At 70.0% G+C, this 21,145-nt stretch carries 21 protein-coding genes; 14 read left to right on the top strand and 7 right to left on the bottom strand.

From position 1 onward, the window contains the following. Window positions 1-21: 21 nt before the first annotated feature. From REH65_RS29515 to REH65_RS29540, 6 genes are read left to right on the top strand one after another with little or no spacing between them, the layout of a single operon-like run. Window positions 22-546, top strand: coding sequence for a MaoC family dehydratase (locus REH65_RS29515; protein WP_406690025.1), 525 nt, complete (start codon window positions 22-24; stop codon window positions 544-546). Beyond that, the gene (locus REH65_RS29520) at window positions 543-1,748 is read left to right on the top strand and encodes a CaiB/BaiF CoA transferase family protein (RefSeq protein WP_406690026.1); all 1,206 of its coding nucleotides are present in this window, start codon (window positions 543-545) and stop codon (window positions 1,746-1,748) included. The genes REH65_RS29515 and REH65_RS29520 overlap by 4 nt, the downstream gene beginning before the upstream one ends. A gap of 3 nt (window positions 1,749-1,751) precedes the next feature. Then, entirely contained in the window at window positions 1,752-2,915 is a 1,164-nt protein-coding gene (locus REH65_RS29525; protein ID WP_406690027.1) for an acyl-CoA dehydrogenase family protein, read from the top strand. 20 nt (window positions 2,916-2,935) lie between these two features. Further along, the gene (locus REH65_RS29530) at window positions 2,936-4,153 is read left to right on the top strand and encodes an MmgE/PrpD family protein (protein ID WP_406690028.1); all 1,218 of its coding nucleotides are present in this window, start codon (window positions 2,936-2,938) and stop codon (window positions 4,151-4,153) included. Further along, complete coding sequence (locus tag REH65_RS29535; RefSeq protein ID WP_406690029.1) at window positions 4,102-4,296, top strand: hypothetical protein; 195 nt, start codon at window positions 4,102-4,104, stop codon at window positions 4,294-4,296. The genes REH65_RS29530 and REH65_RS29535 overlap by 52 nt, the downstream gene beginning before the upstream one ends. Then, window positions 4,289-5,335 (top strand): LLM class flavin-dependent oxidoreductase, encoded by a 1,047-nt coding sequence (locus tag REH65_RS29540; RefSeq protein ID WP_406690030.1) that lies wholly within the window; start codon window positions 4,289-4,291, stop codon window positions 5,333-5,335. Before REH65_RS29535 ends, REH65_RS29540 begins: the two co-directional genes overlap by 8 nt. Before the next feature lie 58 nt (window positions 5,336-5,393). Here REH65_RS29540 and REH65_RS29545 read toward each other — a convergent pair whose 3' ends face one another. Next, entirely contained in the window at window positions 5,394-5,609 is a 216-nt protein-coding gene (locus REH65_RS29545) for a zinc finger protein (protein ID WP_281456684.1), read from the bottom strand. 116 nt (window positions 5,610-5,725) lie between these two features. Here REH65_RS29545 and REH65_RS29550 point away from each other — a divergent pair, with 116 nt between their 5' ends. From REH65_RS29550 to REH65_RS29560, 3 genes are all read left to right on the top strand, one after another. Beyond that, a complete protein-coding gene (locus REH65_RS29550) occupies window positions 5,726-6,583 on the top strand; it encodes a helix-turn-helix domain-containing protein (RefSeq protein ID WP_406690031.1) in 858 nt (285 codons plus the stop codon). Further along, window positions 6,580-6,771: a DUF397 domain-containing protein gene (locus REH65_RS29555; RefSeq protein ID WP_406690032.1), complete on the top strand. Its 192-nt coding sequence runs from the start codon at window positions 6,580-6,582 to the stop codon at window positions 6,769-6,771. The genes REH65_RS29550 and REH65_RS29555 overlap by 4 nt, the downstream gene beginning before the upstream one ends. A 96-nt stretch (window positions 6,772-6,867) precedes the next feature. After that, the gene (locus tag REH65_RS29560) at window positions 6,868-7,029 is read left to right on the top strand and encodes a DUF397 domain-containing protein (RefSeq protein WP_406693266.1); all 162 of its coding nucleotides are present in this window, start codon (window positions 6,868-6,870) and stop codon (window positions 7,027-7,029) included. Window positions 7,030-7,116: 87 nt separating this feature from the next. Here the strand turns inward: REH65_RS29560 and REH65_RS29565 are convergent, their stop codons facing one another. Then, complete coding sequence (locus tag REH65_RS29565) at window positions 7,117-8,184, bottom strand: toll/interleukin-1 receptor domain-containing protein (RefSeq protein ID WP_406690033.1); 1,068 nt, start codon at window positions 8,182-8,184, stop codon at window positions 7,117-7,119. A gap of 725 nt (window positions 8,185-8,909) precedes the next feature. Between REH65_RS29565 and REH65_RS29570 the strand changes: the two genes are divergently transcribed. After that, window positions 8,910-10,055: a damage-control phosphatase ARMT1 family protein gene (locus REH65_RS29570; RefSeq protein WP_406690034.1), complete on the top strand. Its 1,146-nt coding sequence runs from the start codon at window positions 8,910-8,912 to the stop codon at window positions 10,053-10,055. A 177-nt stretch (window positions 10,056-10,232) separates the two neighbouring features. Next, window positions 10,233-11,495: a family 43 glycosylhydrolase gene (locus REH65_RS29575; RefSeq protein WP_406690035.1), complete on the top strand. Its 1,263-nt coding sequence runs from the start codon at window positions 10,233-10,235 to the stop codon at window positions 11,493-11,495. 75 nt (window positions 11,496-11,570) lie between these two features. On the opposite strand, the gene REH65_RS29580 is transcribed toward REH65_RS29575, so the two are convergent. Further along, on the bottom strand, window positions 11,571-12,404 hold the full coding sequence (locus REH65_RS29580) for a TauD/TfdA dioxygenase family protein (RefSeq protein ID WP_406690036.1): 834 nt from the start codon (window positions 12,402-12,404) through the stop codon (window positions 11,571-11,573). Between the two features lie 160 nt (window positions 12,405-12,564). Here REH65_RS29580 and REH65_RS29585 point away from each other — a divergent pair, with 160 nt between their 5' ends. After that, on the top strand, window positions 12,565-13,575 hold the full coding sequence (locus REH65_RS29585; RefSeq protein ID WP_406690037.1) for a methyltransferase: 1,011 nt from the start codon (window positions 12,565-12,567) through the stop codon (window positions 13,573-13,575). A gap of 20 nt (window positions 13,576-13,595) precedes the next feature. On the opposite strand, the gene REH65_RS29590 is transcribed toward REH65_RS29585, so the two are convergent. The 4 genes from REH65_RS29590 to REH65_RS29605 are packed head-to-tail and all read right to left on the bottom strand — an operon-like array spanning window position 13,596 to window position 17,780. After that, complete coding sequence (locus tag REH65_RS29590) at window positions 13,596-14,831, bottom strand: FAD-dependent oxidoreductase (RefSeq protein WP_406690038.1); 1,236 nt, start codon at window positions 14,829-14,831, stop codon at window positions 13,596-13,598. Then, window positions 14,828-15,784 (bottom strand): UbiA family prenyltransferase, encoded by a 957-nt coding sequence (locus REH65_RS29595; RefSeq protein WP_406693267.1) that lies wholly within the window; start codon window positions 15,782-15,784, stop codon window positions 14,828-14,830. The genes REH65_RS29590 and REH65_RS29595 overlap by 4 nt, the downstream gene beginning before the upstream one ends. Before the next feature lie 2 nt (window positions 15,785-15,786). Continuing rightward, window positions 15,787-16,761, bottom strand: coding sequence for a polyprenyl synthetase family protein (locus tag REH65_RS29600; protein WP_406690039.1), 975 nt, complete (start codon window positions 16,759-16,761; stop codon window positions 15,787-15,789). Next, window positions 16,758-17,780 (bottom strand): aminotransferase class I/II-fold pyridoxal phosphate-dependent enzyme, encoded by a 1,023-nt coding sequence (locus tag REH65_RS29605; protein WP_406690040.1) that lies wholly within the window; start codon window positions 17,778-17,780, stop codon window positions 16,758-16,760. Before REH65_RS29605 ends, REH65_RS29600 begins: the two co-directional genes overlap by 4 nt. A 452-nt stretch (window positions 17,781-18,232) precedes the next feature. Between REH65_RS29605 and REH65_RS29610 the strand changes: the two genes are divergently transcribed. Continuing rightward, window positions 18,233-19,909 carry a prenyltransferase/squalene oxidase repeat-containing protein gene (locus REH65_RS29610; protein WP_406690041.1) on the top strand — a complete coding sequence of 559 codons (1,677 nt, stop codon included), beginning with the start codon at window positions 18,233-18,235 and terminating at the stop codon, window positions 19,907-19,909. Further along, entirely contained in the window at window positions 19,906-21,108 is a 1,203-nt protein-coding gene (locus REH65_RS29615; RefSeq protein ID WP_406690042.1) for a cytochrome P450, read from the top strand. Before REH65_RS29610 ends, REH65_RS29615 begins: the two co-directional genes overlap by 4 nt. The last annotated feature ends 37 nt before the right edge of the window (window positions 21,109-21,145 follow it).

Raw genomic sequence — 21,145 nt, forward strand, 5'->3', positions numbered from 1 at the left:
CGACGAAGGAGTGTGCAACGCATGTCCGTGAAACCCGGCTGGCAGGGCCGATTCTTCGAGGACTTCGAGATCGGCGACATCTACCAGCACCCGCTGGGCCGCACGATCACCGACACCGACAACACCTGGTTCACGCTGCTGACGATGAACACCAACCAGGCGCACTTCAACGCCCAGGTCGGCGCGGACTCGGAATTCGGGAAGATGCTGGTGGTCTCGCCCCTGACGATCTCCATCGCCATAGGGCAGTCCGTCACCGACCTGACCCAGAACGCCTTCGCCAACCTCGGTCTCGACGAGCTCAAGCTGACCGCGCCGGTCTTCTCCGGCGACACCCTGTGGTCGGAGTCGATCGTGCTGTCCAAGCGCGAGTCCGGATCGCGCCCGAAGGCGGGCATCGTCACCGTCAAGACCCGCACCCTCAACCAGGACGCGGTCGAGGTCCTGTCGTTCAAGCGCACCTTCTACGTGCACAAGAAGGAAGCGGGCGGGGCCGGGACGCTGTTCCCGCAGGCCGCCGAGCCGCTGAGCCTGGAGGAGTCATGAGGCCCCTGGAGGACGTGCGGATCGTCTCGCTGGAGCAGTACGGCGCGGGCCCCTTCGGCTCGATGCACCTGGCCGAGCTGGGCGCGCAGATCATCAAGATCGAGGACCCGTCGGTCGACGGCGACGTGGGGCGCACCGTCCCGCCCTACGCCACCGACGGCGACTCGCTGTTCTTCCAGTCGTTCAACCGCGACAAGTCCTCGATCACCCTCGACATCCGCACCGACGAGGGCCGCGGGGTCTTCGAGGACCTGGTGCGCGAGGCCGACGCGGTGTACTCGAACCTGCGCGGCGACGTGCCGGAGAAGCTGCGCATCCGCTACGACGACCTCAAGGACGTCAACCCGCGCATCGTCTGCTGCTCGCTGACCGGCTTCGGCATGACCGGGCCGCGCTCGAAGGAACCCGGCTACGACTACGTGCTGCAGGCCCTCGGCGGGTGGATGTCGCTGACCGGGGAACCCGGTGGCGCGCCGCAGAAGACCGGTCTGTCCCTCGTGGACTACTGCGGCGGGTACGTGGCGGCGATCTCGCTGCTGTCGGGCATCCACGCCGCCCGCCGCGACGGCATCGGCACCGACTGCGACCTGTCGCTGTACGACACCGCGATCAGCCTGCTCACCTACCCCGGCACCTGGCACCTCACCGCCGGGTACGAACCCGCCCGGACCCGGCAGTCGGCGCACCCGTCGCTGGTGCCGTTCCAGGCGTTCGAGGCCGCCGACGGGTGGCTGGTGATCGGCTGCGCGAAGGAGAAGTTCTGGCAGCGGCTCACCGAGGTCATCGGCAGGCCCGACCTCGCCGCCGACGAGCGCTTCAGGACCTTCGCCGACCGCGACCGCCACCGCGCGGAACTCCTCCCGGAACTGGAGGGAATCCTGCGCACCCGCACCGTCGCCGACTGGCTGGAACCGCTGTACGCGGCGTCGATCCCGTGCGCGCCGATCAACGACGTCGCCGCGGCGATGACCGAACCGCACACCGTGCAGCGCGGCCTCATCGCCAGCACCGAGCACCCGGCGTTCGGCACCGTGCGCACCCTGCGCAGCGCCGTCCGCGTCGGCCCGCCCGGAGCCGACCGGGCGCCGACCCGACCGGCGCCCGCGATGGGCGCCGACACCGACCGGATCCTGCGGGACCTGGGCTACACCGACGAGGCGATCGCCGAGCTGCACGAAGCCGGCGTGTTGGGGAAGGGCTGAGCAATGGACTTCACGCTCAACGACGAACAACGGCTGTTCCGCGACACCCTGCGCGACTTCGTCGACCGCGAGATCGTGCCGGTGGCCCGCGACTGGGAGGCATCCGGCCGGTACCCGACCGAGATCGTGGAGGGGATGAAGCAGCTCGGCCTGTTCGGCCTCGCCGTCCCCGAGGAGCACGGCGGGCTCGGCGCCGACACGGTGTCGTTCGCGCTGGCCTTCGAGGAGATCTCGCGCGGCTGGATGGGCATCGCAGGCATCCTCGGCAGCCACTCGGTGTCCTGCTTCATGCTCGCCCGCCACGGCACCGAGGAGCAGAAGGCCAAGTACCTGCCGGAACTGGCCACCGGGCAGCGCCGCACCGGCATCGCGCTCACCGAACCCGGCGCGGGCACCGACCTGCAGGGCATCCTCACCACCGCCCGCCGCGACGGCGACGACTACGTCATCAACGGCACCAAGATGTGGATCACCAACGCCCGGCACGCCGACCCGCTGCCGGTGCTGGTCAAGACCGATCCCGGCGCCAGCCCCGCGCACCGGGGCATGAGCATCCTGCTCGTCGACGCCGACACGCCCGGCCTGGAAGTCACCCGCGACATCGGCAAGCTCGGCTACAAGGGCACCGAGTCCTGCGAGGTCGTGCTCACCGACGTGCGGGTCCCGTCCTCCCAGCTGCTCGGCGGCGTCGAGGGGCGCGGCATGCAGCAGGCGCTGTCGTCGCTGGAGACCGGGCGGATCAACATCGCGGCGCGCAGCGTCGGCATCGCCCAGCGCGCCTACGAGGAAGCACTGGGCTACGCCCGCGACCGCACCGCGTTCGGCCAGCCCATCGGCGACTTCCAGGCGGTGCAGCTGCGGGTGGCCGAGATCGCCGTGCGCCTGCAGTCGGCGCGGCTGATGACCTACTGGGCGGCCTCGCGGATGGACGACGGGGTGCGGATGGACACCGAGTCCGGCATGGCCAAGATCTTCGCCTCCGAGCAGGCCCTGGCCTGCGCGACCGACGCCATGCGCATCCACGGCGGCTACGGTTACTCCACGGAGTTCGAGGTCGAGCGGCTGTACCGGGACGCCCCGCTGATGTCGATCGGCGAGGGCACCAACGACGTGCTGCGCGGCGTGGTCGCCAAGGCGCTGCTCGCGGGCAAGGCGACGTTGCGGTGACGCGAACAGGAGGATCGACGATGACTCTGTCCCGGCAGGTGGCCGATTTCGCCGCGAAGGCGTCGCTCTCGGACGTACCGGAGGAGGTGCTGCTGCGCGCCCGGCACCTCGTGCTCGACGCCGTCGGGCTCGCCTTCGCCTCCACCCGCTACCCGTTCGCGGCGGTCGCGCGGGACGCGCTGAGCGCGTTCGGCGGCGGTGACCACCCGGTGCTGGCGATGCCCGACCGGCTCCCGGCGCGCGACGCCGCGGTGCTCAACGGCGTGCTCATCCACGGCATGGACTTCGACGACACCCACATCCCGGCGGTCACGCACGTCTCGGCGGCCGCGCTGCCCGCGGCGCTGTCGGCGGCGGTCGCCCAGGGCGCCACCACCCGGGACCTGCTGCTGGCCTACGTCCTCGGCGTGGAGGTCTCGGCGCGGGTCGGCGTCGGCGGGGCCGGCGGGTTCCACGACGTCGGGTTCCACCCGACGGCCGTCGCGGGCGCGTTCGGCGCGTCGGTGGCCGCGGGCAAGATCACCGGGCTCGACGCCGACGGGCTCGCCACCGCCCAGGGCATCGTGGGCTCGATGAGCTCCGGTCTGCTGGAGTTCCTCGCCGACGGCGCCTGGACCAAGCGCCTGCACCCGGGCTGGGCGGCCATGTCGGGCCTGACCGCCGCGGGCTTCGCGAAGGCGGGCTGGACCGGGCCGAACGAGGTCTACGAAGGCCGGTTCGGGCTCTACAACACGCACCTGACCGGCCGCGAGACACGCCCCGAGGCCGTGGTCGAGGGCTGGGGCGAGACGTGGGAGCTGATGCGCACCGCCGTCAAGCCCTACCCGATCTGCCACTTCATCCACGCCTTCGCCGACGCCGCGCTGATCCTGCGGCCCGAGATCGGGGACACCGAGATCAGCAGCATCCGCTGCGCCATCCACCCGGTGCCGGGCAAGGTCGTGTGCGAGCCGCTGGAGGCCAAGTGGGCTCCGCGCGACGAGTACGACGCCAAGTTCAGCCTCCCGTTCGTGGTCGCGGCCGCCCTGCAGCGCGGGCGCTTCACGCTCACCGAGCTGGAGGACGAGGCGCTCCGGGACAGGGGGATTCTCGACCTGGCGGGCAAGGTGATCGTCGTCGACGACGACGAGAGTGCTTCCCCGGAGCGTATTCCGGATACGTCGAGATCGAGCTGGCGGACGGGCGGGTGCTGCGGCACCGCGAGCAGGTCAACCGCGGCCACGACGAGCGCCCGCTGAGCAACGACGAGATCGTCGCGAAGTTCCACGACACCATCGGCACCGCGGCCTCGACGGCCACCTCCGAGAAGGTGCTCGACGCGGTCCTCTCGCTCGGCGACGACACCCCGGCGGCCGACTTCGCGGAGGCCTGCCGTGGCTGACCCCGTGGTGGCCGACTCTGTTCTGGCCGACGGGGTGAAGGTCGGGGTCTTCCTGACCCACCAGCAGCCCGAAGGGCGGGACCCGGTCGAGGCGTTGGGCGAACAGCTCCGCCTCGTCCGGGCCGCCCGGGACGGCGAGCTCGACTCGGTGTTCGCCGGGCAGCACCACCTGCCCGAGTCGTTCTCGCACATCCAGCCGCTGCCGTGGCTGGCCCGGCTCGCGGCGGAGGCGGGGGAGATGCGCATCGGCACCGGGATCCACCTGCTCGCGCTGCACAACCCGGTCGACACGGCCGAGAACTTCGCGAGCCTCGACGCGGTCACCGGCGGGCGCTCGGTCTTCGGCGTGGGCCTGGGCTACCGGGAGGTCGAGTACGCGGCGTTCGGGATCCCGCCGGAGCAGAAGGTCAAGCGGTTCACCGAGAACCTGCGCATCGTCCAGGAGCTGTGGAGCGGCGAACCGGTCCACGCCGACAACCCGTGGTGCCGACTCGATGGCGTCCGATCCACGTCGCTGCCGCGCAGCAAGCCCCCGGTGTGGATGGCGGCGAACTCCGACGGCGCTGTCCGCCGCGCCGCCCGGCTCGCCGACACGTGGATGATCAACCCGCACGCCACGACCGCCACGATCCGCAGGCAGCTCGACCTGTTCCACGCCGAACGTGCGGCAGCGGGCCGCGAACCCGTCCGCGAACTGCCGCTCATGCGCGAGATCTACTGCGCCCCCACGAGGGAGCGCGCCCTGGAGCTCGCCCGACCGCACCTGGCCCGCAAGTACCAGGTCTACGCCGACTGGGGCCAGGACAAGGTCATGCCGGACCGGGAATCCTTCCGCACCGACTACGCCGAACTCGCCGACGACCGCTTCATCGTCGGCTCCCCGCAGGACTGCGTCGACGCGTTGCTCCCGTGGCGGGACTCCTTGGGCGTCAACCACTTCATCCTCCGCACCGACTGGGCGGGGATGCCGGTGGAAGACGCTCTGTCTTCGCTCCACCTCCTCGCCACCGAGGTCGCCCCGGCCCTCCGCTCGTCCTGACCGCCGGCGGGGTGACGGAATACTGCCGTAATCCGTCACCCCGGGGATGGGGGGTGGGCTAGGGCAAGGAGTCCGCTATCTTTCGAGCCTTCTCGTAGCAGTCCTCGCAGGTGGGCCAGAACCAGGCGAGTTCGGAGTTGTCGGCGCTCTGCTCGGTCAAGCCGCACAGCGTCGACACCGAAGTCCCGGTCGGGTAGACGAAAGTTCCTTCCGGGCGCGGGTCCTCGCTCGCATGACGTGCCAATGCCGACGGAACCCAATGAAACGGATACATCGCTGACCCCCAGGTGATCTGTGACTGTCCACATCAGAATCGACGTCTACTAGTCAGCGATCAAGTACCTGATCGAGCGATGGATATACCAGTTCAGAGGGCCTACGTTTCGTCTCGTGCCTGTAGACGCCAACACGATGACCCCGAGAGCTCGCGCCTTGGCCGCAGCGATCCGCACGGTCCGCGAGGAATGCGGCATCAGCGGCCGCGAACTCAGCAAACGCCTCGGCATGAGCCACGGCACGATCTCCCACTGGGAAACCGGCCGTCGAGTACCGACTCCGGAAGACGTCGCCTCCCTCCTGACGGCAGCCGGCATCACGGGTGCTGAGAAGAGGCGGATCGTCGACCTGGCCAAGCACGCCAGCGAACCCAACTGGCTCACAGTCGGCATGCCCGGCATCCCCCAACAACTCGCAGGCGCAGTCGAATGCGAACGCTCGGCCTCGGCGATCTACCAGTGGGCGCCCATGCTCATCCCAGGGCTGCTCCAGACGACCGACTACGCGCGGGCGCTGTTGAAAGCAGCCGGTTTGCCACCCAACGAGATCGAGGCCCGGATCATGGTGCGCATCGCTCGCCGGGAGGCGATCACGCGCAAAACACCCCTCGACCTGCACGTGCTGCTGGGCGAGAACGCGTTGCGGGATCGAATCGGGTCGAGCGAGGTTATGGTTGATCAGCTCCGCCACATCCGCGAGCTGATGCTCCGGGACAACGTGACGGTCCAGCTCGTGCGCCCCAGCGTGGGCTGGCATCCCGGAGTGCTCGGTCCCTTCGTCCTGTACGAGTTCCCGGACTCGCCCTCAGTGGTTCACTTCGAGCACTTCAGCTCGGGAGCCTTCGTCGTCGACACAGATGATGTTCACGAGTATGGACACGCGGTCGACCTGATCGGCAGAGTTGCCTTGAGCCCTGAAACTACCTCAGAGCTCATCGAAGAGATCGCGAGCAGCACGGAGGCCCAGTGGTGAACGAAGTGCGGAACTGGCGCAAGTCCAGCTACAGCGGCCCGAACGGCGAATGCGTCGAGGTCGCCGGATTATCCGGCCACGCAGCGGTACGAGACTCGAAAAATCCTGACGGGGATCTCGTCACCGTCACTGGTGCCCAGTGGGCAGCCTTCATGGAGGCGATCAAGGAAGGTCGGTACGAGGCATAGGAGCGGGAGGTGGAATCGGCCGTGGTTTTCCGAGATCAGGTAGACGGAAGCATCGCCTGGAAAAGGTCGTCGTACAGCCACCCGAACGGCAACTGCGTGGAGGTCTGTCGACGGTCCGGAGGCGTCGCCGTCCGAGACTCGAAGCGACCTACTGGTGGCTACCTTGCAGCGACTCCTACTCAATGGAAGACGTTCCTGGAGGCCACGAAGAATGACGTATTCACCAACTCAAGAAGAAGGTGTCCGACCGGTTCTTGATCATCTTTGCTTCGAAGTCGGCTCCTCGCAGATCATGTAGAGGTTGGTGTGCTCGTACATTGGCGACTAGGGGAGACGTGCTTCAGCCTAGAAATGATGGGATCTTAGGAAGACGTCGAAGGTCTTGTCGAACTCACCTGAGTCTTCCGGGGAGACTTCCAGCGACAGGGTGATCTGGATCTTGACGGGCTCTCCGGCTATGAGCTTAGCGTGCATGGGGTCCACCTCGTCTCGGAACTCATAGGCGAACCTTCGAAGTCGTTCCACCGGCTGCGTTGAGTAGCGCGCGAGTGCCCGTAGCACCTTGTGTCCTTCGTCGGTTGGTGTTGCATAACCCCTAATTCGATCGGCCCAGTCAATGAATGATCTGTAGACATCTACAACGCGGCTGGCGAAGTGCCGAATTTCGTCGACGTTTCCGGGAACTCCCGGCGGACCGAAGGCTGATTCCTGAACCGTGCTCGCGAGTACAGCCTCAAGGTTCCGGGTGAGTCCTTGGGCCGTGGCGAGTTCGCGTTCGACGACGCTACTGAGCTCATGAGTCCCGACGAAACCTGCTTGGTGTGCGAACTCCATCCGGTGATCGAGGTATCGGTCGTGAAGAGCCTCCATGCCGCTGACCACCGAGTAAGCGAACAGAAGGTATTCCCAGCCGTCGGGACGCTCGCCAACGAGGACGGTGGCCTCGTGCTCACTGCGCGGGACGTAGCCGTTGAAGCTGCCATATCCGTCAGCCGAGGTTCCCTTCAGCTTCTGAAGAACTGCCTTCGCGACGCCGACTGCGCCTTTCGTGCGTCCGTCGAGGAAACCGATCGATGACCGGACCCCTGGAAGGGGCGTGTCGTCGAGGCGTACTGGTAGTAGGTACGGAGTCGCCTGCTCGAGGCCCCGTTGAAGGACGCTGCGCCGTTCGTGTCGAGTCCAGAGTTTCGCCGCGTAGTGGCGCGAAATGAACATGACGGCGTAACGGGCGCGCTCCTCGTATACATCTGCGAGATACTCCGTGAGGTCCTCACCCCAGAGCGTCGCTTCTTCATCCTGATCGTAGAAGACCCGGTACCCGGCGTCCTTGATCGCATCGACCACGGATTCAACGAACCCGCGATCTTCGCCCGCGAAGGTGACAGCAACGTCGTAGTCGTAAGGGGGGCTCACACGGCAAGTATGACGGCTCGTTGTGCGCGGCAGGCGTGCGGCCCAGTCGACGATCGAGAATCTTCGCACTGCGACTAAAGTCATCGGGGAAGCGCCTCCGGTTGGTCGTCCCCAGGGCTGGGCATTTGCGGACCTAACGGACATGAGTACCGATGGGGTGACGATGCCCTTTGCTGAATGAAATTTGACGGTCTAGGTGGATCCGCGTTCGTCGGATGGCATCTGGGGCTCCTCCCCGGTGGAGGTTCAGCTGGAGTGCCGCAGTTCCGGCGCTTTCGTGATCGACGTCGCGAACGTCGAGGAGTACAGGCGAGCGATGGGTGCTTCACAGCCTAGAGTCGGAAGCACCGCTGCGCGGTTCCCGTCGGTCGCCCGTGCTCAGCGGGGTGTTGGTTGCTGGAGGTGACAGTTTTAGTGAGAACTGTCCGGACATTTCAGACATTGATCATGGGTGATTCGCGGAAAAACTGTCCCTTGTCAACGGCCGATGTCAACGTTGGGTGTGCGGTGGGTGCTCCTGGTGCGTGAACGGGTGCGGGTGGGTGGGTTCGGGCTGTTGTGGGGGAGGGGGTCGGTTACGCTTTGCGGCTGCGTGCGGTCGGGGGGTGTGCGAGGGGTGCGTCGTGCTCGGGTGGTGCGGCGGTGCGTTCATGCAGGTTCTTGGGCCGGTTCGGGGTTGTGGTCGAATCGGTGCGGCCGCACGCGGGGTGAACCGAGGAGGAAACGTGGACGCGCCGTTGATCGGCATTGAGGAACCGGGCTCGTTCGGGTGGCGGGTGTTCCACGAACGGCACCCGGTGATGATCGAGCGGTTGTGCGCGGCGCACCCCTTCGGTCCCGACGTGCGCGACGCCCTGTCCGCGCTGTTCGAGGAATCCACCGGCGGCGTCGTCGCTCCGCTGGACGACGACGCTCCGGATCACGACGTCTGGAACGCCTGGATCGCCGACGAGGTCGGCAAGCCGTGGTCGCAGACCTCGTTCCTGTTCGCCGAGAGCTACTTCTTCCGGAAGCTCCTCGCGGCAACCGGATTCTTCTCCTCCGGGCCGTGGCGCGGGGTCGACCCGTTCGCGCCGATGAAGCGGGCCGAGCTGCACAACGCCGCCACCGCCGACACGCTCAAGGCCCTCGACGCGCTCCCGCAGCTCGACGACGCCGAACGCGACGCCGCCGCCGTGCGGGCCGCGGTGTGGGGCAACCAGGCCGACCTGGCGTTCCAGCTGTCCACCGACGCCAGCGGCACCACGTCGGGGCTGGTCACCGGCTCGCCCGAGCAGTTCTGGGCGCTGTTCGGCGAACCCGGCGAGGTCCACCTCGTCGCCGACAACGCCGCCGGCGAGCTCGCCGCCGACCTGGTGCTCCTCGACCGGCTGCTGACCACCGGCCGCGCCGAGCGGGTCGTGCTGCACGTCAAGCCGACGCCCTACTACGTCTCCGACGCCACCCCGACCGACGTCCTCGAAGTCCTGCACCACCTCGTCGCGCTCCCCGGCGAAGCGGGCGAGATCGGACGTCGAGTCCAGGACTCGTTGCGGGAAGGGCGGATCGGCGTGCGCTCGCACCCGTTCTTCTGCGCGCCGAAGGAGTACGCCGACATCCCCGACGACCTGCGCGCCGAGTTCGCCGCGGCCTCGGTCACGATCTTCAAGGGCGACCTCAACTACCGGCGCCTCGTCGGCGACCGGCACTGGCCCGCGACCCGGCCCTTCGCCGACGCCGTCGCGCACTTCCCCGGACCGGTGGCGACGCTCCGCGTCCTCAAGTCCGAGGTCATCGTCGGCCTCGACGCCGACGCGGTGTCCGCGCTCGACGCCCAAGGTCAGGCCTGGCGCACGCAGGGCTCCCACGCCCTCATCCAGACCCGGCGGTGACGACGCGCCGATGTGTCCCCGATCACGTCCGGGCAACCTCGGGCTCTCCCGCCGCGAAGCGATCCTGATGGGGGAGGGCGAATTCGCGGCTCCGCTCCGGAGATCGCGGTAGCGTCGATCTCGCGGTCGATGGGGAACGTCGACCGCGAACAGGACGCGAGAACTGGGGAGACAGCGATGTTCGGTGCGCAGGTGAACCGTCGGTCCGCGCTGATCGGCGGGGTCGGAGCGCTGGGGGTGGCGACCGTCCTGCCCGCTACCGGGTCGGCGCAGGAGTACCCGCCGAACTGGCCCGCCGTGGAGCCCTACGGCACGGCTGACCAGCGGGAGGACCTGAAGTTGCGGGCGGACAACACGCGGGTCCTGGACCTCGAACTGCGGCCCCGGGACGAGGAGCGGGGGCGGGTGTGGATCCGCGACACCTACGTCAACCACTTCGTCGTCGACGGCAAGTCCGTCTACGTCGCCACCGGGACCACTCGGCCCGCCGGGACCGGAACGGCGGGCGGGCACAACGACGGGATCTTCGTGTGGACCGCCGATTCACTCGACGGGCCGTGGAAGTTGGTGGACACCACCGGGATCCGGCCGGACGCCGACAAGGGCAAGGTGTGGTCGCCGGAGTTCGTCACCGAGAACGAGCCGGGCCGGACCGTCGTCGCGCCGTGGCAGACCTACTGGGGTGAGGGCGAGAACAAGCGCGGCGCCGCGTGGGCGCCCGAGGTGCACCACTTCCGGGGAACCTGGTTCATCGTGGCGTGCATGGGGGACTCGTCGCGGAAGGTCGGGTCGTTCATGCTGCGCAGCGAAGGCGGCCTGGCCGGGCCGTACCGGGTGGTGAACGGGAACCTGGAGAAGCCCTTCGGCGACCGCAACCCCGGTGTTCCCGACGGTGTCGACAAGGAGCGGTACTACCGCATCGACGGGGGTCTCCACACCGAAGGAGACAAGGCCTGGCTGGTGCTGCACAACGACCTCTACGCCGAGTTCCAGGACGACATGGAGGACATCGTCCCGAAGACGAACCTCCCGACGTTCCAGCAGCAGCGCTACGAACCAGAGCCCTACCTCGAAGGCGCGCACGTGATCAAGTACGAGGGCAAGTACTACCTCGTGCACGCCGCGTGGAACAAGAAGGGCGCGAACGGGCGGCAGGCCTACACGCCCGAGGGGGAGAAGTTCCAGTACGACGCGGTGATCGCGGTGTCGGACCGGTTCGAGGGGCCGTACTCCCGGCGGTGGACCGCGGGGATCGGGGCCGGGCACAACAACCTGTTCGTCGACGCCGACGGGGCGCTGTGGGCGACGTTCTTCCGGAACCCCGCCGCCGGGTACTGGAGCGTTCCCGGGCGGAAGGAGGACGCCGCCGTGGCGGGGATCGTGCGGATGGAGTGGACCGGGCCGTCGGGGAACCGGGTGTACGTGCGGCGTCGGGGGTGAGAGCGGCCGGCGGTCTTGGTCCGAACCGCCCGGACGTGACTTCGTCTGAGCCAGGACGGTTCGGACCAGCGCGCACTACTTGGAGCGGAAGTCCGCCGCCGACGTCGCGTCGGTGAGGTGGGGCCAGCGGGGTTCGTCGCCCTCGGGCTCGTCGCCGAGGATCGTGACGCGGCGGCCGATGCGGCGTTCGGTGTAGTCGTTGACCGCGTAGTGCTGCGTGGCGCGGTTGTCCCACATGGCGATCGCGCCCTCGGTCCAGCTGAAGCGGCAGACGTTCTCCGGGCGCTCCGCCGCGGTGAACAGGTGCTGCAGGATCGCGTCGCTCTCCGCGCGCCGCAGCTGCGGGATGCGCAGCGTGAACATGCGGTTGACGTACAGCGAGCGGCGGCCCGTCACCGGGTGCACGCGCACCACCGGGTGCTCGGCCTCGAACACCGTGCCGTTGGGGTGGGCGAAGGAGTGCACGGCGGTGAGCCCGTCCAGGAAGTCCCGCAGCGGCGCCGAGAGGTTCTCGTAGGCCAGGTGCTGGTTGCTCCACATCGTGTCACCGCCGCGCGGCGGGCAGTGCACGATCTGCAGGATCGACGCGATCGGCGGGCTCGCCTGGAACGTGACGTCGGTGTGCCACACGTCGGCCTTCGCGCCCTGGTCGGAGTCGAGCACGACGATCTCGTCGTGGCCCTCCAGCTTCGGCAGGAACGGGTGCACCTCCGGCTCGCCCAGGAACCGGCCGAAGGCCTTGTGCGCCTCGGGCGAGAGCTCCTCGGCGTCGGGGAAGAACAGCACCAGGTTCTCCAGCAGCAGCGCGTGCAGCTGCGCGAAGGTCTCCTCGGTCAGGGCTTCCAGGTCGACTCCGCGGACCTCGGCGCCCAGCGCGCCGGAAGCCGGGCGCACGTCGATGCTCGACATGGTTGATCACCTCGTTCTCTCTCTGGTGCAGTCGTTTTCGGGCGCGCTCGCGCCCACGTGGGTCGTTGCGCGCACGTGCGTTGACGTGGTGTTGAGCAGTCGGTAAGGATGAAAAGCACGGAGGCGGACGGGTCTTCAATCCGAGAGAAAGCAGAGTTCCATGGATTCCGAGGAATCGCGCAAGGCCGGTCTCGAACTCGCCGGCCTCATCGACCTGGCGACACCTTTCGCCATCCGCACGGCGGTGACGCTGAAGCTGCCGGAGCTCATCGCCGACGGCACCGGTGACGTCGCCGCGCTGGCCGAGGCGAGCGGTGCCGACCGGGATGCGCTGGAGCGGCTGCTCCGCCATCTCGTCCACATCGGACTGTTCAGCGACGAGGGCGGGAGTTACGGGCTCACGGCGCTGTCCCGCCAACTGCTCGCCGAGGACGGCAAGTGGCTCAAGGACTGGCTGGTCCTTGACGGCCCGGGCGCGCGGATGGATCTGGCCTTCAGCGGCATGCTGCACTCGGTGCGCACCGGCGCGTCGGCCTACGGCGCGGTGCACGGCACCCCGTTCTGGGACGACTACCAGCGCGACGACGACCTGCGGCGCTTCTTCGGCGACGTCATGGTCGCCTACGCCTGGCAGACCGGTCCGGTGCTGGCCGCCGAGTTCGACTGGGAGCCCGTCCGGAGCGTCATCGACATCGGCGGCGGGCAGGGCGCGCTGCTGTCGGAGATCGTCAAGGCCAACCCGCACCTCGACGGCGAGGTCCTGGACCTGCTCGCCGTCGAACCGGAGGCCGAGGAGTTCCTGCGCGAGGCCGGGGTGGCCGAGCGGGCGACGTTCGTGCCCGGCAGCTTCTTCGACGAGCTGCCCACCGGCCGGGACGTCTACCTGGTCTCGCGGGTGCTCACCGACTGGAACGACGAGGACGCTGCGCGGATCCTGCGGCGCTGCGCCGAAGCCGCGGGCCACGGCCGCGTGGTGATCGTCGAGGTGCTCGCCGGGGACTCCCACGCCCAGCAGAACACCTCGTTCGACCTGCAGTCGCTGGTGCTGCTCGGCGGCCGGGAGCGCAGCGTCGCCGACTTCGAGGTGCTGGCGGACAAGGCGGGCCTGACCGTCCTGGACACCCGCACCTGGCCCGGTGGTCTCGTCGTCGTGGAGTGCGGGAAGCGCTGAGCCGCGCACGGCGCCGGTCCTCACGCCCATCGGGGCCGGCGCCGCGACCGCGGATCGGGCACCAGGCCGAGCTGGCAGAGCCGGTCGAACGGCGTCATCGGGTGCAGCCCGAGCCCGGCGAGGTTGTGCATCACCTGGTAGCTGAGCCGCCGGTTCGCGCCGGTGTTGCGCAGCGCCCGCCGCCCGATGGCGCGGCCCGCCCACGACAGGTCGGTGAGCATCCGCGAGGCGTTGTGGCTGATCGTGCCGATCTGCTCGATCTCCGGCAACCTGCGGTCCTGGTAGTCCCGCAACGCGCCGTCCACATCGGACCGCTTGGCGAGGCCGGTGCTCAGGGCGTGGGCGTCGTAGATGGCGCTGTTCATGCCCTGGGCGGCCATCGGGTGCACCGAGTGCGCCGACTCGCCGACCAGCGCCATGCCGGGTGCCGCGATCGCGGGCGCGGTGAAGTGCGAGACCGGCAGCGTCTGCCGGTGCTCCACGGCGGTGCGCAGCTGCTCCTCGAACTCCGCGAGCTCCGGCAGCTCGGTGAGCAGGGAGTCGGTCCAGCCGCGCAGCCCGACGTCGTCGATGCCCCGGAACTCGTCCGGCTGGATCTGCGCGTAGAGGCGAATCCTGCTGCCCGGCAACGGGTACCGCATCCGCAGGCCGCGCGCGGTGGTGTGGGCGACGACCTCGGGAGCGGCGTCGGGCACGTCGGCGAGGTCCAGGGCGACCAGCCGGTGCGGGTAGTCCTGCCGCCGCGCCTCGATCCCGGCCGCCTTGCGCAACCGCGAGGAGATCCCGTCAGCGGCCACCACCAGCGGCGCCCGGATCTCGCCGTCGTTGAGCGCCGCACCGGCGATCCGGTCCCCGTCGCGGACCACGTCGGAGACCGAGACGCCCCGGCGCAGCTCGACGGTGTCGGGCAGCGTGTCGGCCAGGGCCTCCAGGATCGACTCGTGGTCGGCCGAGAGCAGCCAGTTCGACCCGTCCGGCAGCTGCGAGTAGTCCAGCGCCATCCGGCCGCGCGCTTCCGCCGCCACCAGCCGCGAAAGACGCACCGCGCCGCGCTCCTCCAGGACCTCGCTCACGCCCCAGGCTCGGAGGATCTTCAGCGCGCCCGGCTGCAGCACCTCTCCCTTGGGGATGCGGGGGACCGTCGCGCGCTTCTCGACGACCACGACCCGCAGGCCCAGCGCACCGAGCGCGTGCGCGGCGGCCAGCCCGCCCACACCCGCGCCGCAGACCACGGCATCGGCGTTCTCCGCACTCATCCGGGAAGGGCCTCCTCGTCGGGGATCTCGTGCCGCGACCGCATCACCGCCTGGGTCCACGTGCTGAACACCAGCACCGGGACCAGCAGGGCCAGCACGACGGGAAGGGGCACCGTGCGCGCGAGGATCGCCGCGGCGAGCACGAGGCGCTCCACCACGAGGATCTCGTGCGCGCGCAGCGCCCGGGCCTGGCTCAACGTGGGCGCCAGCCGAACCAGCGGCAGCACCGCGATCAGACCGGCCCCGGCCGCGATGGTCAGCAGCAGCGCGAAACCGGGCCGGTGCGGCCACAGCAGAGCCGGCATCGCGATGCCGATCGCCGCGACGTAGAGCCCGACGGCCAGCCGGGCGGCGTAGCGCTGCCCCTTGCGGACCGGGACCGAGCGGTACCCGGCGGAGCGGTCGCCGTCGACGTCCCGCATCGTGCCGACCAGGTTCGACGCCGTGTCGTGCAGCAGGAAGACCAGTGCGAACGCCACCGCCGACCACCCGGGGAGCGGGTCGGCGACCATCGAACCGATCAGGAACGCCAGCGCCGTCACCAGACCGCGCACCAGGTTCCCGGACAGGCCGATGGCCTTGCAGAACCGGCTGTAGGCCACGATCCCGCACAGCGCCAGCAGCACCAGCGGCAACGTCAGCGAGTTCGCCCAGGTCAGCACCGTCGCCGAGGCCAGAGCGAAGCCGACGCCGCAGAACACGGCGGTGCCCGGCGCCAGCCTCCCCGACGGGATCGGGCGCTGCGGCTTGGCGAGCCGGTCCAGGTCCCGGTCGAAGTAGTCCCCGAGGTAGTGCGCGGACAGCCAGCCGAACGCGGTGCCGGAGCCCGCGAGCGCGAACTCGGCGAACCCGGCCGACCCGCTGACCCCGGCGCCCGCCACGCCCACCAGCACCGGGTACGAGAGGGTGTAGGGCCGGGAGGTCTGGACGTGCGCCCACAGCGCGGTCCGCATCGTCACCGGCTCCGGTCGATGGACAGGTCCGCGATCGCCCGCATCCGCTCGACCGCCTCCGCGCCCGGCAGGCCCGCCAGGCTGTCGCGGGCGGCGGTGATCTCCTCGGCGGCGCGGGAGCGGCTGAGCTCCAGCGCTCCGGTCGACTCCAGCAGCTCCCGCATCAACCGGTGCGCCTCCTCGGCCGGGAGCTCGCCCGACAGCGCCTCGGCGAAGCGGGCCTTCCCGGCGCTGTCGGCGTTCTCGTGGCCCACCAGCACCGGGGTGGTCGGGCGCAGGTTCGCCACGTCGCTGGTGGCGGGCTTGCCGGTGCCCTCGCCCAGGTAGGGCAGCAGGTCGTCGTAGATCTGGAAGCCGACGCCGAGGTGCTCGGCGTAGCGGGTGACCGCATCGGCCTGCTCGGGGGTCGCGCCGCCCAGGATCGCTCCGGCGCGGCAGGCACCCCGGAACAGCGCGCCCGTCTTGAGCGCCGCCATCTCCTGGTAGTCGGCGACCGGGCAGGTCAGATCGCCCGCCATCTCCGACTCCCGCACCTGGCCCCGGCACACGTCGGCGCCCGCGCCGGCCAGCACCCGCGCGGCCTCCAGCACCGCGCCCGGTTCGGCCGAGCACTCCGAGAGGGCGGTGACCATCGTCAGGATCAGGAAGTCGCCGGTGACCAGCGCGTCGGCCATCCCGTAGCGGGCGTGCACCGTCTGGCGGCCCCGGCGCAGCTCGTCGTCGTCGATGATGTCGTCGTGCACCAGCGTCGCCACGTGCAGGTACTCCACCGCCAGCGCGGCGGGCAGCAGCGGGGCGCTGTTCCCGCCGGTGGCCTCCGCCGAGGTCAGCAGCAGCACCGGCCGCAGCATCTTGCCCGGAGCCAGCAGCGCGTGCCCGGCCATCTGCTCGGTGCGGTCGGCCACCGCCGACCACCGCTTGTCCATCTCCCGGCCGAGCAGCTCGACGAGCTCCGGGGCGAATCCGTCGTCGTTCATGCCGAAACCGGTCGCTGCGCTGCGGAATCCGCGACGAAGCGGCGCGCGACCTCCAGCAGCTCGTCGTTGGCCTCGGCCGTGCCGACCGTGACCCGCACCCCGGCGCCGTCGGCGAGCGTGCGCACCGCGATGCCCTCCTCCGCGCAGCGGCGCACGAACTCCTCGTTGCCCTCGCCCAGCTTGAGCCAGTGGAAGTTGGCCCGGCTGCGCGGCACGTCGATGCCGAGCTCGCGCAGTCCCGCGTGCACCCGGTCGCGCTCGGCGGCCACCGCCGCGCACCGCTCGCGCATCGCCTCCTCGGCGCCGAGCGCCGCGATCGCGGCGTCCTGGGCGACCGTGCTGACCCGGTAGAAGTACGAGCCCGGGGTCAGCGCCGTCACCACCGAGGGGGCGGCGACGAGGTAGCCGACCCGCAGGCCCAGCAGCCCGTGCGACTTGGAGAAGGTGCGCACCACCGTCACCCGCGAGTCCTCGGCCGCCGCCCGCAGTCCGTCGGCGAGCTCGGCGGGATCGGCGAAGTCGGCGTAGGCCTCGTCGATGAGCACGCGCACCCCTGCGGGCAGCCGGTCCAGGAACGCGCGCAGATCGTCCTCGCCGAACACCGCGCCGGTCGGGTTGTTCGGGTTGCACAGCAGCACGACGCTGGTCCGCTCGGTGACGGCGTCGGCCATCGCGGCCAGGTCGTGGGCGTCGTCGCGCAGCGGCACCGGCACGGCCGTCGCACCCGCGCAGCGCACCAGCAGCGGGTACATCTCGAACGACGGCCACGCGTGCACGATCTCGCCACCACCGGCGAACGCCGTCAGGAACTGCTGCAGCAGCGCACCCGAACCGGGTCCGACGAACACCCGCGAGGCGTCCACCCCGTGGTGCTCGGCGATGGCCTGCGTCAGACCGGCCGACATCGCGTCGAGGGTGAGGTTGATCCGCTCCGATCCCGCCACGACGGCCTCGCGGACACCGGGCAGCGGTGGCGCGAAGTTCTCGTTGAGGGACAACTGGTGCCGAATGGTGGGCACAGGCCGGTCTCCGTTCCTCGACAAGTGCGCGCGTGCCTGCTCACGAGCGCGCAGCGTTCGAGCGCAGAGGGAAGTTCCGGAAATCAGGCGAGACGAATTTTTCGCAGTTCTCCCCGCACTCAGAGCCTGACGTCGACGATCTTGATCCGCGTTCTCCCGCGTTGTCAACGAATCCCGGTCAACACGGGGTAAATCCCAGGGATGACCCTGAAAAGCCCAGGTCGGACTCGGGGTCGCGGAACAGTTCACTGTGGATGGATCGAGAATTTCCCGGAGGTTCGGGAATTTGCCGGATTAACAATTGTTGCGGCCGCGGAACAGCACCTGGTCGAAGATCGAGTGCTGGCGTAGAGTCCGGCCGCGCGTCGAAAACGGCCATCGGGCAACGAATTCGACGCGACCCCTGAGCACGAGGCCGCGCGATCGTGCGCGACCGGAGTGGAGGCAGCCGCATGACGACCGTCCCCGACGAGCTCGACCGGGCGATCGGCGAGGGCGCCGAATCCCTGTTCGCGGCCCAGCGCGCCGACGGCGTGTTCGACTACAGCGCGGACAACCTGACCTCCACCCTCGGCACCGTCGGGGCCCTGTCTGCGCTGCACCACGCCGACCCGCGGGGCAGCGCCGACCTGATCGAGGCCGGGGTGGGCTGGCTGCGGCGCACCCAGAACCCCGACGGCGGCTGGGCGATGGTCCCCGGGCTGGACAGCGAAGCCGGTCCCACGGCGGTGAGCTCGGCGGTGCTGCACCTCGTCGACCCCGACGGCAGCGCCGAGGCGGTGCGCGCCGGGCAGCGCTGGATGGACGACTTCGGCGGTCTCGACGCGATCCCGCACCCGGAGGTCGTGTCCTGGTGCCGCCAGTACTACGGCTTCGTCGGCTGGCTCTCCGCCGACGAGATGCGCCGGTTCCCGCTGGAGCTGGGGATGCTGCCGGGCCTGCACCGCAAGGTCTTCGACCTGCGCATCCCGATGGCCTTCGCGCTCGGCCTCGCCCAGGCCCGGCACAAGCCGCTCAACCCCGTGCAGAAGCTGCTGGCCAAGCTCGGCGAACCGGGCGCGCTCAAGGCGATCCGCCAGGTCCACGAGCACGAGGGCTCCACCGGCGCCTGGTGCGAGAACGCCTGGGTGACCGGCCTGGTCTGCACCGGACTCGCCCGCGCGGGGCTCGCGCCCGACCTCGTCGAGGCCGCCGTGCAGTGGTTCCGCAAGACGATGGACCCCGACGGCTGGTGGCAGACCGGCCCGCTCGACGCCGCGTGGACGATGTACGCCGCGCGCGGCCTCGCCGAAGCCGGCTACGCCGACGACCCCCGGCTGACCGCCTCGGTGGACCTGTTCGTGCGGTTGCAGCAGCACCGCTCGTTCCTGGCCTTCGGCTGCCCGCCCGGCTACTGGGGTTGGGCGGGCACCGCGGGCTGGCCCTCGACGCTGGAGACCGGCGAGATCCTGTCGGTGCTCTCCCGCCTGCCCGGCGACCAGCAGGCGGACGCGGTGACTGCCGGGGTCGACTGGCTGACCCGCATGCAGGACTCGCGCGGATCGTGGGGGCTGTGCGTGCGCAACACCAAGGTCACCAACAGCGGTCCCTGCCCGATGACGACCGTGCAGGCCGTCGACGCGCTGCTCGACGCGGGAATCCCCGCCTCCGACAGCAGGATTCGCCGCGCGCTGCGCTGGTTGTCGACGGCTCAGCTGCCGGACGGCGCGTTCGAGTCGGTCTGGTACCGGCACCACACGATGGCCACCGCCGCCGTGCTGGAGACCTTCGCCCGCGCCGGTCAGGCCGGCGGCGACACCGCGCGCCGCGCGCAGCGGTGGCTGGAGCGGGCCCGCCTCGGCGACGGCTCGTGGGGCGACGGCCACGGCGCGCCCGCCACCGTCGAGGAGACCGGCTGGGCCATCTCCGGCCTGCTCGCCGCCGGTGCCGACCCGGAGTCGGTGCGCGCGGGCGTCGACTGGCTTCTGGGCCAGCGCGAATCGGGTGGCGGGTGGCCGTCGGAGAGCGTCAACGAGTACGTCCGCCACGTCAGCCGCTACAGCAATCCCGCTCTCGCCCAGGGCATGGCGCTGCGCGCCCTCGGCCGCTACCGCAACTCGCAGCGCCTCACGAACGGAGAACACGCATGACCGGCGCGACGCACCAGGACTCGTTCACCGAGGCCTACTGGCAGGACCCGCACGCCGCGTTCGCCGAGGCGCGCGCGACCTGCCCCGTCCAGGAGGTCGACTTCGAAGGCGGCCGGACCTGGCTGGTCACCCGCTACGACGACGTCAAGGCCGGGCTCACCGACGAGCGGCTGGCCAAGGACTGGCGCGCCAGCCTGCCGCCGGAGGAGCGCGAGGCGGCCCCGCCCGGCCTGCCCGCGCCGATGTCGCACATGCTGACCTCCCTCGACCCGCCGGAGCACACCCGGCTGCGCGCCCTGGTGACCCAGGCGTTCACCGCCCGCCGCATCGCCACCCTGCGCCCGCGCGTGGCGGAGCTCGCCGAGGAGCTGCTGGCGGAGCTGCCGGAGGACGAGACCGTGGACCTGGTGGCGCGGTTCGCGATCGTGCTGCCGATGGTGGTGATCAGCGAACTGCTCGGCGTGCCCGAGATCGACCAGGCGGAGTTCGCCCGGCTGTCCACAGTGCTCATCGACGAGTGCCCGGACGAGGAGCTGGCCCGCGCCTCGGCGCAGATGGCGACCTACCTGGAGGGCCTGGTAGCGGCCAAGCGCGCCGCCCCCGACGACGCGCTGCTGTCGGCGCTGATCTCCGCCTCCGACGAGGGCGACCGGCTCTCCGACCTGGAGATCGTCGCGATGGCGATGCTGCTGCTCATGGCCGGGCACGAGACCACCGCGGTGTTCATCACCAACGCCGTGCGCGCCCTGGTCGACGACGACGCGGCCCGCGCCCGGCTGTCCGAACCGGAGAAGGTGCCGTCGCTGGTCGAGGAGCTGCTGCGCTGGCTGTCGCCGGCGCTGAACGCGTCGCTGCGCTTCGCCACCGAGGACCTGGAGATCGGCGGTGTGCGGATCGCCCGCGGCGAGTCGGTGACGCTGTCGACCGGCGCCGCCAACCGCGATCCGCAGCGCTACCCGAACCCCGACGCCCTCGACCCCGACCGCGAGGTCAGCGGCCACGTCGCCTTCGGCCACGGCATCCACCGCTGCCTCGGCGCGGCCCTGGTCCGCCTCGAAGGCGAGATCGCCCTGTCCACCCTGTTCACCCGCCACCCGCACCTCTCGATCGAGGCCGATCCGGGCGAGCTCACCTACCGCCGCAGCGTCCACGTCCACGCCCCGCGAACCCTGCCGGTCAGGCTGGGCCCCCGGGCATGAGGACAGTTTTAGCCACAATTGTCCAGACAAAAAGGAC

Source organism: Saccharopolyspora sp. ID03-671 (assembly GCF_045278815.1).
Taxonomy (GTDB): Bacteria; Actinomycetota; Actinomycetes; order Mycobacteriales; family Pseudonocardiaceae; genus Saccharopolyspora; species Saccharopolyspora ipomoeae.

Coding starts and splice junctions, on each gene's coding strand:
- REH65_RS29530 (WP_406690028.1), top strand. CDS start 2,936: ATGACTCTGTCCCGGCAGGTGGCCGATTTCGCCGCGAAGGCGTCGCTC.
- REH65_RS29515 (WP_406690025.1), top strand. CDS start 22: ATGTCCGTGAAACCCGGCTGGCAGGGCCGATTCTTCGAGGACTTCGAG.
- REH65_RS29590 (WP_406690038.1), bottom strand. CDS start 14,831: ATGAGTGCGGAGAACGCCGATGCCGTGGTCTGCGGCGCGGGTGTGGGC.
- REH65_RS29575 (WP_406690035.1), top strand. CDS start 10,233: ATGTTCGGTGCGCAGGTGAACCGTCGGTCCGCGCTGATCGGCGGGGTC.
- REH65_RS29545 (WP_281456684.1), bottom strand. CDS start 5,609: ATGTATCCGTTTCATTGGGTTCCGTCGGCATTGGCACGTCATGCGAGC.
- REH65_RS29585 (WP_406690037.1), top strand. CDS start 12,565: ATGGATTCCGAGGAATCGCGCAAGGCCGGTCTCGAACTCGCCGGCCTC.
- REH65_RS29520 (WP_406690026.1), top strand. CDS start 543: ATGAGGCCCCTGGAGGACGTGCGGATCGTCTCGCTGGAGCAGTACGGC.
- REH65_RS29615 (WP_406690042.1), top strand. CDS start 19,906: ATGACCGGCGCGACGCACCAGGACTCGTTCACCGAGGCCTACTGGCAG.
- REH65_RS29600 (WP_406690039.1), bottom strand. CDS start 16,761: ATGAACGACGACGGATTCGCCCCGGAGCTCGTCGAGCTGCTCGGCCGG.
- REH65_RS29525 (WP_406690027.1), top strand. CDS start 1,752: ATGGACTTCACGCTCAACGACGAACAACGGCTGTTCCGCGACACCCTG.
- REH65_RS29610 (WP_406690041.1), top strand. CDS start 18,233: ATGACGACCGTCCCCGACGAGCTCGACCGGGCGATCGGCGAGGGCGCC.
- REH65_RS29595 (WP_406693267.1), bottom strand. CDS start 15,784: ATGCGGACCGCGCTGTGGGCGCACGTCCAGACCTCCCGGCCCTACACC.
- REH65_RS29580 (WP_406690036.1), bottom strand. CDS start 12,404: ATGTCGAGCATCGACGTGCGCCCGGCTTCCGGCGCGCTGGGCGCCGAG.